We start from the raw sequence: 12,587 nt of genomic DNA, 5'->3' as shown, positions 1-12,587 counted from the left end.
TTAACCAAAAAGAGCCCGGAATACATCCTCAAGAGTTGCAACCGGACGAATAGCGATATTATACTTTTTAGGATCTAACCCCTTTGTATTAAACTTAGAAATAAAGATTCCTTCAAAACCTAATTTCTCAGCTTCAGCGATGCGCTGCTCGATTCGATTTACAGCACGAATTTCTCCAGAAAGCCCGACCTCACCAGCAAAAGTGATGTTTGTTTTTACAGCGATATCCTGTTGTGAAGAAATAATAGCGACGATGACTGCTAGATCTATAGCAGGATCTTCCACTCTTAGTCCTCCTGCAATATTTAAGAAGACATCTTGCGCACTCAATCTGAAACCAAAACGTTTCTCCAAGACAGCAAGTAACATACTTAATCTTTTAGTATCAAATCCAGTGGAAGTACGTTGTGGATTTCCAAAAGCAGAATTACTAACCAAGGCCTGCACCTCAATCATCATAGGACGTGCTCCCTCCAGCATTGCTGCGATAGACACCCCACTAACCGGAGCATCGCGTTGCGAAATCATAATTTCAGAGGGATTGGAAACCTCTCTCAGACCTGAACCCTGCATTTCATAGATACCCAGCTCTGAGGCCGAACCAAACCGATTCTTCACAGCTCTCAAGATACGATAAACGTGATGCCGATCGCCCTCAAACTGTAAAACAGTATCGACCATATGCTCTAAAACTTTAGGTCCAGCAATAGATCCATCTTTAGTAATGTGACCAACAATTAAAACTGGAGTACTCGTTTCTTTGGCAAACCGCAACAACTCTGCTGTACATTCCCGAACCTGAGACACAGAACCCGGCGCAGATTCTATCTGCGACGAATGCAGGGTCTGAATGGAATCGATCACGATTACATTGGGTTGCACAACTTCTATCTGTTTAAAAATATTTTGTGTAGACGTTTCTGTTAAGATATAACAATTCGCATTAGATGATTGCGACAACCGTTCCGCCCGCATTTTAATCTGTTGCTCACTCTCTTCTCCTGAAATATACAGCGTCTTTACCTGCGGAATGGATAATGCCAGTTGCAACATGAGCGTAGACTTCCCAATACCCGGTTCTCCACCGATTAAAACCAAAGAACCTGGAACAATCCCTCCGCCCAAGACACGGTTAAACTCCTGATCGGGTGTCAGGATACGTGATTCATCCTGATAAACGATTTCATGAATAACAGCCGCTTTATTTGCGCGCTTGGGTGACGATGTTAGCGATGTACTGCGCCATTCAGGGACTTTAGATCCTGATTTCTCTACCACTTCTTCTACGAGAGAATTCCATTGCTTACATGAAGGACATTGCCCAAGCCATTTTGCGGATTCAAATCCACAACTTTGACAGAAATATGCTGATTTTGTCTTTGCCATTGTACGAATTTACCACTTTTTAAACGGCAACATTTAGGTTATTAAAAAATCTTACAATATTTTGTAACAAGAATCAGAAGTTATCGACTTATCGAATATGAATTTGGAACAGGAGTTTATCATCCTTTAGAAAAAAATCAAAATATCGTACATAAAATCTGTAAAATATATACGGATCAAGAGGATATGCATAAAGATCTTTTTCAAGAAATAACGATTCAGCTTTGGCATTCTTATCCTAAATTCCGAGGCGAGGCAAAATTTAGCACCTGGGCATATCGAATTGGGCTAAATACAGCGATATCCCTATTTAGAAACAAAAAAAGGACTTTACCAATTATTCCCTGGGATCAAAATTTAGAAAAAATATCATACGAGGAATACGATCCAGAAAAAGATGATCAGCTCCAATATTTATATGAAGCGATCCACCATTTGAATGATATTGAAAAAGCACTCATATACCTTTATCTGGAAGATAGGGATTACACAGAAATCGCTGAGACACTTGGCATCAGCGAAGTCAATGCTCGCGTTAAAATGAACAGAACAAAAACAAAATTGAAAGAGATTTTAAAAAAGAAAGGAGCTTTGTAATGGATGAGTTAGATCAATTAAAAAAACAGTGGTTAAAGAATACAAATTTCACCAAAATTAATCAAACTGAAATAAAATCATTACTACATAAAAATTCCACTTCAATCGTGAAATGGATATTTATTATCAGCCTCATCGAATTGAGCTTAGGTATTATTTTATCTTTTATGTTTCCGAGTTCTGAAAGAGAGGAATCGGCCTTTTTTCAATATTTAGGGTATGTGTCAGAACTGGTATTTTATATTGGTATAGGATATTTTATATATAGTTTTTTTACTTCGTACTCCAACATATCCAATAAAAGCAGTACTAAAGAATTATTAATTAATATCATTACCACGAGAAAACACGTCGAAAATTATATAAAATTTAATATATATTTCATTATATATGCTTTTGTAATTGCTTTCTTAGAAATAATTATAAGAAAAATCGATGCAGATGTACATTGGGGGGCTAACTTTGTAATGATAATTCTCCTAGCAGTAATAATTGCTCTAATTACTCTAATATTTATTACCATTATAAAATTTTACTATAAAATCGTTTACAGAAGATTGCTCAAAAAATTGAATCATAACTACGAAGAGTTAACACGCTTAGAAGAGGAATCTTAGAAAAAAGAAATCTATTATTACCTTTACAAACTATGCGGCAGACTATTATTTTCTATCTTATATTCGTTAATCTTCTTACTTTTTTGCTTTTTATCTAGATAAACGAAAAGCGATAAATAAAACCAATAGAATCTCGGAGAAAACACTGCTAAGCTTTTGTGCCATTGGGGGTAGTTTAGGAGCATTTCTTGCCATGCAGTTATTTCGCCATAAAACCAAAAAGAGAAGCTTTCTGCTTCCCTTTTTTATTATTGTTATTCTACAGGTAGGGAGTGTCTATGGATATGCAAACTACCATTATGTGATCTAGTTTTCATTTTCTTTTAATATTCTTAAAAAATTTAACCCCATAAGCTTTTCAAGGTCCCACTGATTATAGCCCCTTTTCAGTAAAGCCTTTGTCAAATTCGGTAATTTACTTACATCTTCTAATCCTCGAGGGGCCGACTCTATACCGTCATAGTCAGATCCGATGGCAACATGATCAATACCAATTTTGCACCAGATAATCAATATGATCCAAAAGTAAAGACAAAGGCACATCAGCAATATGTTTATTTTCCACAGACAATACCCCATATTGATCAGAAGCAGAGAGGGTATAATCGCCTTGAAGACCAAATTGCTTCTTGTACAATTTTTTGACACGCTTTTCATAATTTTTATCCAGAAAACCAGAGTAAAAATTAACACCTACCACTCCCCCATTTTTCTTCAGAGCTTCCAACTGGGCATCTTTTAAATTTCGGAAATGAGGAGTTAATTTGTAAGCATTACTGTGCGACACCAGTACCGGTTTGTTCGCGACATCCAATACATCATAAAAAGTCTTTTCACCAACATGAGATAGATCTACCATCATGCCCAGTATATTCATTTTTCTAACAATATCCTTACCTAAGGATGATAAACCCTTACCATCCTGTGATGTCGTCTTGGACTCTTGAGCGGCCGCAGTAGCCCAAGATAAATCATAATTCCAAGTGAGCGTCATGTACCGGGCCCCTCGATCATAAAGAGCTACTAAATAGTCAATATTAGCCTCTATCATATTTCCACCTTCTATACCGATAAGCGCTGCTACTTTTCCAGTTTTTGTAATACGCTCAATGTCATCACTATTTTTAGCAAGCTCAATCTTATCGGGGTTTCTGTTCAGCACTTTTTCAAGAGCATCAATTTGATCATTAGCATGTTTAAAAGCTCCCGATTTCCATTTTTTATCATCCGACCATACCGCAAAGACCTGTACATCGATACCACCTTCAATCAATCTTGGAATATCAGTATGGTTTACCGTTAACCGCTGACTGATATCAAGACCGGGTAAGACCGATGTAATAATCACATCATTATGGCCGTCAACAACGATCATCTTTCGATGAATAGTTTCATAATCCTGTGCCTTCACAATTTCAATCCCTGATAACACGATTGCCAATGGTAAAATGTAATTTTTCATAAGAACTATTTTTTACCTGCTGCCATAGCTTCATAAATAGCGTCTTGAATCCTGCTTCTGATATTGAGGTTAAGTAATTTAGTCGAAACCTGAGGGTGAACACGATTTGACAGAAATATATAGACCAGCTGATTAGCAGGATCAATCCAAATACAAGTACCTGTATAGCCCGTATGTCCATAAACAGTTGCATTTGAAAGTTTTGACGGATACTCATTTTTCAGATTCGGATCCCAACGGTCAAAACCTAAACCTCTCCGACTTGTTAAGGATTGTTTTGATGTGAACAGATCCACTGTCTTTGTCTCAAAATAACGTTCTCCGCCATATTCACCTCTATTTAATAGCAGCTGTCCGTAAATCGCCAAATCATTTGCAGTAGCAAATAGACCAGCATGCCCCGCCACTCCGCCGGCCATTGCCGCTCCTTGATCATGAACATATCCTTGCAAAAGCACTTTTCTAAAGGAAGTATCCTGCTCCGTCGGAATAATATCCTGTTTTGCAAAACGATCCCTTGGGTTATAACCAGCGGTCTTCATACCTAATGGGCGATAGAAATTATCCTGCACATACTTTTGCATCGGTATAGCAGTTTGATGCTCCGCAACCTCTTTCATCACGTACATACTGATATCACTATATACATAATTTCCTTCAGGTTTCACCTCTGAATATAACATCTCAGGCCACATGACATCCCGGTAATAATTATTGACCAGATAACAGCTATCAGCCACTTTCACATGATGAGTCGGTGAATCATAAGATTGTAAATCGCCAGATTTCAAATTTCTATAAAAAGGAATAAAAGGCGTAAATCCGGCTTCATGTAACATCACACTCTTTAATCGGATATCCCTTTTATTTGTAGCCTTAGCCTGCCAAAGGTAGTCCCCGATAGGCTTATCTAAGTCAACAATCCCCTGTTCGGTCAAACGCATAATTACAGGAGTAGTACCTGCAATTTTACTTACTGAAGCCAAGTCAAAGATATTATGAATTGTTGTTGGTTCTTTTTTACTATAAGTATGATATCCGTAGCCTTTTTCAAATATGACCTGACCATTCTTAATGACCATGACCACAGCACCAGGTGTTGCCTTTTCAGCGATTGCTTCCGCTGCTATTTCATCTATTTTTTACTTAATCGATCGATGTTGATCTCATCATTCGCGGGCACTGCATATTGGATACGAGTCTGACTAGTCGCTTCGCCCATACCTTTCATAAAACTGCTGGAATAAGTTTTCTGTAGTTTATTAAAAGCAGATAGCCCCCCGAAAATTGTCATAGCTGCATTATTCTGCGTTTCGCGAGAAAAATGATCATTCCACAAAATTGGGACTTTCACATTATTCAGCAAAGACAATACATCCCCCTTCCCAAACACAGCAAGAATAATCTTCTTATTATTCATTTTTGCTTGAACAAGCTGTTCTATAAATGGAAATGTTAATGCTTCAGCCTTAACAGCCACAATAACAAGGTTGCTATATTTAATTTGTTCATCAAAACTCCCCAAACCTGCATAAGTTACAGCAGCATAACGGGATATCTGATCATTAAAATCACGGAATAAGCTAGAATCCTGTGTACAAACTGTAATCGTGTACTTGTCCAATTTACCTAAAGGAAGTACAGCGTCGATATTATTAAAAAGAACGGTTTCATTTTTAATAGTCGATTTATATTGCGCATTTACACGATTCATTTGGAGAAATCCTACTGCAAAAATCCCTGAAATTAGAAGTTTTATTCTACTTATCATCATCTGTTTAAAAAGGGTTTATATGTAAATGTACAAATAAAAGAAATACAATCATGCACAAAAACGCATGATCAAAATATTTACATTTAATAATCTTATCTTTGATATATGCCGGAGGTAGTAGAAAACAGAACCATTTTTTCATTGTTAGAAGTAACGCGTAGCATCCAAAAAACTATTGCTGAGCGTTATAAGAGTTTGTATTGGATCAAAGCAGAAATGAATAAACTCAATCATTACTCTCATTCTGGACACTGCTACCCGGAGCTTGTCGAAAAGACAGAAGGAAAGATTGTGGCCGAGATCCGATCCATTTTATGGAAAGCAGACTACCAAAGAATCAACACGCAGTTTCTCAAAATTGCGCAGGAACCTTTGCGAGAAGGAATTACTATGTTATTTCAAGCTAGTATTTCTTATGATCCGATGTATGGTTTAAGTTTACGAATTGTCGATATCGATCCCACTTTCACTTTAGGAGAACTAGAAAAAGAAAGAATAAATAGTATCAATAAACTAAAAGAAGATGGGATTTTTGATTTAAATAGAAATCTACCTTTTCCCACTTTACCCAAGCGGCTAGCAATTATTTCTGTCGAAACTAGTAAGGGTTTATCCGATTTCTATAAAATTATCAATCAAAACCCTTGGGGATATAAAATAGAACAAACCCTTTATCCCGCCTTATTACAGGGGGACAAGTCCGTTCCGTCAATCATCAAACAATTATCAGTCATTGCAGAGCGCTCCGATGCTTACGATGCGGTTGCCATTATTCGTGGTGGCGGAGGGGAAGTTGGCCTTTCCAGCTACAATAACTATTTATTGGCTAAAGCGATTGCAATCTTTCCACTTCCCGTTTTAACTGGCATCGGCCATTCTACCAATCTAACTGTGAGCGAGATGGTTGCTTATAAAAACGCCATCACACCAAGTGAATTAGCTGATTTTCTAATTCAGAAATTTCATAATTTCGCCATTCCTTTAGATCAACTGACAACGCGGATACTGCAAAACACCACAACGATTTTTAAAGGTGAAAATGAAAAATTAAAATCGCTTGCATCAGATATTAAATGGTCTTCACAGCGATCAATTCAGCAATCGAAAGTCGATTTAAACTCATTTGAAAAGGATTTAAAAATAAATATTGCCTACATCTTCCGTCAAAAATTTACCACCCTGATCATCTTGAAAAAATGATCCAATTGGCAGATCCTGTCAGACTTCTAAAAAAAGGATATTCCATTACACAGGTGAATGGAGAACTTCTTGTATCAGTCGATCAGATTAAAGATAACGATATATTGACAACGCAGGTTTGGGATGGTGAGATTATCAGTGTAACTCAAAAAATTAACAAAAATGGAAAATAAATATACATATACCGACGCATTTACAGAATTAGAAAAAATCGTCCAGGAAATTGAAACAGGTAATACAAATATTGATGCGCTTTCCGAAAAAATTAAAAGAGCATCAATATTGATTCAAATTTGTAGAGCACAGTTAACATCCACTGAAGAAGAAGTCAATCTTTTATTAAAGAACCTGACCCCTATCGAAAATGAAGAAGAATAACTAGTGTTTCAATAAGCGATGATAATGATTATCGAGATGTTTTCGCATCCCATCTCTAAAGGAGGAAACATCTCCTTCTTTCAGCAATACAATCAATTGCTTATGCGAAATAAAATCATTGGAAAAAAATTGTTGATTCAATAAACCACCATCGTGCACATATTGAAAAATTGGCAGTAACATCTCCTGGAATTCCATGAGCATCTTATTGCCTGAAATCTTATACAGCTTTCCATGAAAAGCGACTTCTTCCTGTATAAGGAATGATCGTCCGTCACTATTTGTCATCTCCATTTCAAGAATTTCTTCCAGCTCAGCAATATCAGTTGCCGTTACTCTGTCAAAAATTAATTCCGCCATTCCGACCTCCAAAGCGAGCCGCATTTCAAAAATATCTTTCAACGTATCATCATCCAGCATAGCCGGATGAAAAACTTTTTTTAAAGGAGTCAATAAGTTAGGATTCGTCAAAACTGCTCCCTTATTTTTTCGTGACTCAATTAACCCCATCATACGTAACCGTAAAAGAGCCTCTCTAATAACAGTTCTAGATACACCAAAACTTTCAGAAAGCTCCAATTCCTTTGGCAATGACTCTCCAATCTGAATATTACGAGCTCTAATTAAATCAATAATATGATTTTCTACTTTGTCTACTAAACTTGAAGTATCAATGCTCTCAAATTTCTCTAACATCGGACTTTTTATTATAATTTCTCACCATCTATCTTAGTCTGTACAAATGTTACACTTTTTTTATCATTTACTTGCTATAGTAGAGATAAAAGAATAATTTTAATCATTCAAATGTATGACATAATGCTTTATTGTATTTTTAATCAAAATAGAATATGTTGCTAACGACGTCAAGAGTAACAATATCGTGGGTAAACTCATAATAAATTAAAATACGTTATTAATTGAGCCTATCGAATATGTCACACAAATGATAAAAGGAAATAATTTAAAGACCAATTATAAAAAAATATTTACACTCATGAATAATCACAAATTACAGGGCTTAATTGCGGCGCCTTTCACACCAATGCTGGCAAATGGTGATTTAAATCTTGAATCTATCCCTGCTTATTATCAGTTACTGAAACAAAATCAGGTAGCTGGTGCATTTATCTGTGGGTCAACGGGCGAAGGTGTTTCATTAACCTTTGATGAAAGGGTAGCTATTATGCAAGCTTGGGCAAAAGCAACTGCCAGTGATAAAGAGTTTAAAGTAATTACACTAGTAGGTGGAACAAATATTAGAGAATGTTGTTTACTTGCCACAAAAGCTGAACAGATCGGTTTGTTTGGCATTTCATTTACTTCACCTTTCTATTTTAAACCTGCCAATGTAGAACAGTTAGCGAAATGCTGTGAGGAAATTGCAGCAGCTGCACCTAAAACAGCATTCTATTATTATCATATTCCAGTATTAACAGGTGGAAATTTTGCAATGATCGATTTATTGAAAGCAATTGATGGTAAAATTCCCAATTTTGTAGGAATAAAATATACACATGAGGACTTTATGGATTATCTCTCATGTCTAAATTTGCCAATCGCAAATATGATATGCTATGGGGCAGAGATGAAAACATGTTATCAGACTAGTCCTTGGTGCCAAAGGAGCTGTGGGAAGCACCTATAATTATGCTGCTCCTCTTTATCGAGCATTAATTGATGCATTTGATCAGGGAGATTTTGAAAAAGCAAATGCTTTACAGCAACAGTCAATTGATATGATCACTTTATTAGGAAAGTATGGTGGTATTGCTGTCGGAAAATCTTACATGAAACTCATAGGTTTAGATTGTGGAGCGTTTAGATTACCTGTTCGCAATATGACAGAAAAAGATTTTGAAAGATTTAAAGCCGATGTTGCATCGCTAAATTTTTCAAGTTTCAAATCAACTTATAACATGATGAAAACTATTCCTCTTATCTTAAGCACACTCTTATTTATGCAATTTAGCACAACAAAAAATGTAGAAGAGATCACTTGGTCTGTTTCGGACTCTCTACCCAAAACGATTACCGGTCAAGTGCAACTTGGTGTTGCAGGACCTGTTGTAGGAATCCACAGCAATCATTTACTGATCGCTGGTGGCGCAAATTTTCCAGAAAAGATGCCTTGGGAAGGAGGAATAAAAAAATACCAGCATACAGCATATATTTATGCTATAAAAGATCACAATTTACAATTAAAAAATACAATCTCGCTAAACACTTCTACTGCATATGCCGCAAATTGCAGTCAAGAAGAGGGAATTTATACCGCAGGTGGAGAAAATGAAATGGGAGTTTCTTCACAATTTCAGATCTATAGCTGGAACGGAGAACAAAACAACTTCCAAGTAAAAAAGCTTCCCGAACTTCCAATTCCTTTAAGCAATGCAAGCCTGGTGGCAGACGATAACAAGCTCTACTTAATAGGTGGAGAAAATGCGGCGCTTGTTTCAGATAAAATATACCTATACGATCAAAAATGGCAGGAGTATATGCGTCTTCCATATCCATTAACACATACTGTAGCACTTGTTAAAGATCACTTTCTTTATCTATTTGGAGGGCGTACCAGACAGCTTAATGCGATCAGTACATTATATAAAACCTGTTATAAAATTGACTTAAAAACAAAAGAGATTATCCAGATCGCCGATTTGCCAAAAGCTCTTTCTGCAGGAACAGGATTCGCAGATAATAAAGGTAACCTATTCTTAATAGGCGGTGATAATGGTTCAACTTTTCACAAAGTTGAACGGTTAATTCTAGATATAGCACAAGAAACGGCTCCAGATCGCAAAGAAAAATTAATACAAGATAAAGCAATCGTGCAATCCAATCATCCAGGTTTTACCAAAAATGTTTTGCAATATGATGACCAACTAAACAAATGGCATGTCGCCAGCACTTTACCGACAGGATCACCTGTTACCACAACTGCTGTCTTTCATGACCAACAAGTTTATATTCCATCGGGGGAAATTAAAGCAGGCATTCGATCTGCAGGAATATTAACAGGTACCATTAGATAACATCTAAATATAAACCAAATCATGATACAAAATAAAAAATATTATCCTTGGATTGTTGTTGGCCTACTATGGGTGGTTGCATTACTCAATTACATGGACAGGCAGATTCTATCGACCATGCGTCCGACGATGCAGGTCGATATCACTGAACTACAGTCAGCAACTGTCTTTGGACAATTAATGGCCATATTCTTATGGATCTATGGACTGATGAGTCCTGTTTCAGGAATACTGGCTGATAGACTCAATCGCAAATGGCTTATCGTAGGCTCTTTATTTGTTTGGTCATTAGTCACCTCATTAATGGGATACGCTACAACCTATCCGGAATTAATGATACTTCGCGGTATTATGGGCGTTTCCGAAGCCATCTATATTCCAGCAGGACTATCACTCATCTCGGATTTTCATTCTGATAAATCGCGTTCATTAGCAATTGGTATTCACATGACTGGTTTATATACAGGCCAGGCACTAGGCGGATTCGGGGCAACATTAGCAAGTTCTTATTCTTGGCACAGTACATTCAAAATATTTGGTTTAATAGGAGTATTATATGCTATTGTCCTCATGTTCTTTCTAGCAGAAGCTCCGGTAAGAACGAAAAAATCAGAACAAACAGAAAAACCCATCAATAGTTTCAAAGCTATAGGTATACTCCTGAGCAATATATCGTTTTGGGTCATCTTGTTTTATTTTGCGATACCAAGCTTACCAGGCTGGGCGACAAAAAACTGGTTACCGACTTTATTTTCAGAGAACCTCAATATATCGATGTCGCAAGCAGGTCCACTATCAACAATCACAATCGCGATATCCTCTTTCTTAGGGGTTATTTTTGGAGGTATATTATCTGACCGTTGGATACAAAAGAATGTAAAAGGCCGTATTTATACATCTGCAATTGGTTTATTATTAACAATTCCGGCTATGTTCTTAATCGGATATGGGCAACATATCTACCATGTTGTAGGCGCAGGATTAATGTTCGGTTTTGGCTTCGGCATGTTCGACGCTAATAATATGCCTATTCTTTGCCAATTTGTTCCGAGTAAATTCCGTGCAACAGCATATGGGATCATGAATATGCTTGGTGTTATGGCCGGTGCATTTATTACTAAAGTATTGGGGGCGTCTGCTGATGAAGGTAAACTAGGAAAAGATTTTGCGCTTTTGGCTGTCATTGTATTTGTTGTTGTCATCATTCAACTTGTTGTATTAAAGCCAAAATCAAATGCTTCGCTGGACTAAAAAAATAATTTTAATCACATCTATTATGGTGTATTCCTCCATCGCATTGTATGCTCAGAAAAGAGTGGCATGCATTGGCGATTCAATCACCAAAGGATTAGGTTTAAAAAAGGAGAATAAAACATATCCCCAACAACTTCAAGAGTTATTAGGATCAAATTTTAACGTCCAAAATTTCGGGTTTAGTGGTGCCACATTATTGAGCAAGGGACATAAGCCCTATGTCAAAACCCAGGAATATAAGCAAGCACTGGCATTTCATCCTGACATTGCGATTATAGCATTGGGCGTAAATGACACTGATCCTCGAAATTGGCCCAACTATGGCGATGAATTTGAACAGGATTACAGTACACTTATCAGTAATCTGAGAAAATCAAATCCCGATGTCTCCATATATATTTGTACCCTTACCCCTATTTTCAGCGGTCATACTCGTTTCTTATCCGGTACAAGGGATTGGCATCAAGCCATCACTGCGTTGATACCAAAAATTACCAAAAATAATCAAGTTAAACTGATCAACATCAATGAACAATTAAAGAGTAGAATCGATTTATTCGAAGATAACATACATCCAAATGTTGAAGGCGCGACCATAATCGCCAAACAGGTAAACCAAGCGATACAGGGAATCGTGCAACCTCTCTCCGTTAAGGCTAACTTTGGAGATCATATGGTATTACAACGAAACCGAGAAAACCCTATTTTAGGAAAAGCATCATGCAATACAAAAATAGCGTTAAGATTCGATCACAAAACCTATCAAACTCAGTCCGATGAAAATGGTGATTGGTCAATTCTTCTTCCCAAAAGAAGTGCCGGAGGTCCATATGATATTCATATCCAAACGGAACACGAAGAGTTAAAAATTAAAGATATACTTT

The 12,587-nt window shown here is 36.8% G+C and carries 13 protein-coding genes and 2 pseudogenes; 10 read left to right on the top strand and 5 right to left on the bottom strand.

Annotated elements, in window-relative coordinates; all coding sequences use genetic code 11:
* Complete coding sequence (gene radA, locus L950_RS07185) at positions 1–1,386, bottom strand: DNA repair protein RadA (RefSeq protein ID WP_021190839.1); 1,386 nt, start codon at positions 1,384–1,386, stop codon at positions 1–3.
* A 48-nt stretch (positions 1,387–1,434) separates the two neighbouring features.
* On the opposite strand from radA, the gene L950_RS07180 reads away from it, so the two are divergent.
* The 3 genes and pseudogenes from L950_RS07180 to L950_RS37160 all read left to right on the top strand — a co-directional run.
* Positions 1,435–1,983: an RNA polymerase sigma factor gene (locus L950_RS07180; protein ID WP_197086301.1), complete on the top strand. Its 549-nt coding sequence runs from the start codon at positions 1,435–1,437 to the stop codon at positions 1,981–1,983.
* Positions 1,983–2,600 carry a hypothetical protein gene (locus L950_RS07175; protein WP_021190837.1) on the top strand — a complete coding sequence of 206 codons (618 nt, stop codon included), beginning with the start codon at positions 1,983–1,985 and terminating at the stop codon, positions 2,598–2,600. The genes L950_RS07180 and L950_RS07175 overlap by 1 nt, the downstream gene beginning before the upstream one ends.
* Before the next feature lie 88 nt (positions 2,601–2,688).
* Positions 2,689–2,910, top strand: a pseudogene (locus L950_RS37160) (DUF1294 domain-containing protein); the annotation flags it as partial.
* Here L950_RS37160 and L950_RS07170 read toward each other — a convergent pair.
* From L950_RS07170 to L950_RS32310, 3 genes and pseudogenes are all read right to left on the bottom strand, one after another.
* A pseudogene (locus tag L950_RS07170) lies at positions 2,907–3,975 on the bottom strand (dipeptidase). The pseudogenes L950_RS37160 and L950_RS07170 sit on opposite strands and share 4 nt — an antisense overlap.
* A 92-nt stretch (positions 3,976–4,067) precedes the next feature.
* A complete protein-coding gene (locus L950_RS32315; RefSeq protein WP_231576949.1) occupies positions 4,068–5,144 on the bottom strand; it encodes a serine hydrolase domain-containing protein in 1,077 nt (358 codons plus the stop codon).
* Positions 5,145–5,197: 53 nt separating this feature from the next.
* The gene (locus tag L950_RS32310; protein ID WP_231576948.1) at positions 5,198–5,836 is read right to left on the bottom strand and encodes a hypothetical protein; all 639 of its coding nucleotides are present in this window, start codon (positions 5,834–5,836) and stop codon (positions 5,198–5,200) included.
* 105 nt (positions 5,837–5,941) lie between these two features.
* On the opposite strand from L950_RS32310, the gene xseA reads away from it, so the two are divergent.
* The 3 genes from xseA to xseB are packed head-to-tail and all read left to right on the top strand — an operon-like array spanning position 5,942 to position 7,414.
* Entirely contained in the window at positions 5,942–7,036 is a 1,095-nt protein-coding gene (gene xseA, locus L950_RS07160) for an exodeoxyribonuclease VII large subunit (RefSeq protein ID WP_021190834.1), read from the top strand.
* The gene (locus tag L950_RS32305; protein ID WP_021190833.1) at positions 7,033–7,209 is read left to right on the top strand and encodes a hypothetical protein; all 177 of its coding nucleotides are present in this window, start codon (positions 7,033–7,035) and stop codon (positions 7,207–7,209) included. The genes xseA and L950_RS32305 overlap by 4 nt, the downstream gene beginning before the upstream one ends.
* On the top strand, positions 7,199–7,414 hold the full coding sequence (gene xseB, locus L950_RS07155) for an exodeoxyribonuclease VII small subunit (RefSeq protein ID WP_021190832.1): 216 nt from the start codon (positions 7,199–7,201) through the stop codon (positions 7,412–7,414). The genes L950_RS32305 and xseB overlap by 11 nt, the downstream gene beginning before the upstream one ends.
* Here the strand turns inward: xseB and L950_RS07150 are convergent, their stop codons facing one another.
* Entirely contained in the window at positions 7,415–8,110 is a 696-nt protein-coding gene (locus tag L950_RS07150) for a FadR/GntR family transcriptional regulator (protein ID WP_021190831.1), read from the bottom strand.
* A 301-nt stretch (positions 8,111–8,411) separates the two neighbouring features.
* Here L950_RS07150 and L950_RS28500 point away from each other — a divergent pair, with 301 nt between their 5' ends.
* From L950_RS28500 to L950_RS07135, 4 genes are all read left to right on the top strand, one after another.
* Positions 8,412–9,062 carry a dihydrodipicolinate synthase family protein gene (locus L950_RS28500; RefSeq protein WP_262507013.1) on the top strand — a complete coding sequence of 217 codons (651 nt, stop codon included), beginning with the start codon at positions 8,412–8,414 and terminating at the stop codon, positions 9,060–9,062.
* Positions 9,046–10,449: a dihydrodipicolinate synthase family protein gene (locus L950_RS35130; protein ID WP_021190830.1), complete on the top strand. Its 1,404-nt coding sequence runs from the start codon at positions 9,046–9,048 to the stop codon at positions 10,447–10,449. The genes L950_RS28500 and L950_RS35130 overlap by 17 nt, the downstream gene beginning before the upstream one ends.
* 21 nt (positions 10,450–10,470) lie before the next feature.
* Entirely contained in the window at positions 10,471–11,700 is a 1,230-nt protein-coding gene (locus tag L950_RS07140; protein ID WP_021190829.1) for an MFS transporter, read from the top strand.
* A 25-nt stretch (positions 11,701–11,725) separates the two neighbouring features.
* The coding region (locus tag L950_RS07135) for a GDSL-type esterase/lipase family protein (RefSeq protein WP_037526580.1) at positions 11,726–12,587 on the top strand (862 nt) is incomplete at its 3' end.

Origin of the sequence: Sphingobacterium sp. IITKGP-BTPF85, assembly GCF_001006065.1 — a bacterium.
Lineage (GTDB): Bacteria > Bacteroidota > Bacteroidia > Sphingobacteriales > Sphingobacteriaceae > Sphingobacterium > Sphingobacterium anhuiense.
This window is presented reverse-complemented; position numbering and strand designations above follow the sequence as displayed.

Bases quoted from the DNA above. Each gene is read 5' to 3' on its own strand.
- radA (WP_021190839.1), bottom strand. From the start codon at position 1,386: ATGGCAAAGACAAAATCAGCATATTTCTGTCAAAGTTGTGGATTTGAA.
- L950_RS07175 (WP_021190837.1), top strand. From the start codon at position 1,983: ATGGATGAGTTAGATCAATTAAAAAAACAGTGGTTAAAGAATACAAAT.
- L950_RS32315 (WP_231576949.1), bottom strand. From the start codon at position 5,144: ATGGTCATTAAGAATGGTCAGGTCATATTTGAAAAAGGCTACGGATAT.
- L950_RS32310 (WP_231576948.1), bottom strand. From the start codon at position 5,836: ATGATGATAAGTAGAATAAAACTTCTAATTTCAGGGATTTTTGCAGTA.
- xseA (WP_021190834.1), top strand. From the start codon at position 5,942: ATGCCGGAGGTAGTAGAAAACAGAACCATTTTTTCATTGTTAGAAGTA.
- L950_RS32305 (WP_021190833.1), top strand. From the start codon at position 7,033: ATGATCCAATTGGCAGATCCTGTCAGACTTCTAAAAAAAGGATATTCC.
- xseB (WP_021190832.1), top strand. From the start codon at position 7,199: ATGGAAAATAAATATACATATACCGACGCATTTACAGAATTAGAAAAA.
- L950_RS07150 (WP_021190831.1), bottom strand. From the start codon at position 8,110: ATGTTAGAGAAATTTGAGAGCATTGATACTTCAAGTTTAGTAGACAAA.
- L950_RS28500 (WP_262507013.1), top strand. From the start codon at position 8,412: ATGAATAATCACAAATTACAGGGCTTAATTGCGGCGCCTTTCACACCA.
- L950_RS07140 (WP_021190829.1), top strand. From the start codon at position 10,471: ATGATACAAAATAAAAAATATTATCCTTGGATTGTTGTTGGCCTACTA.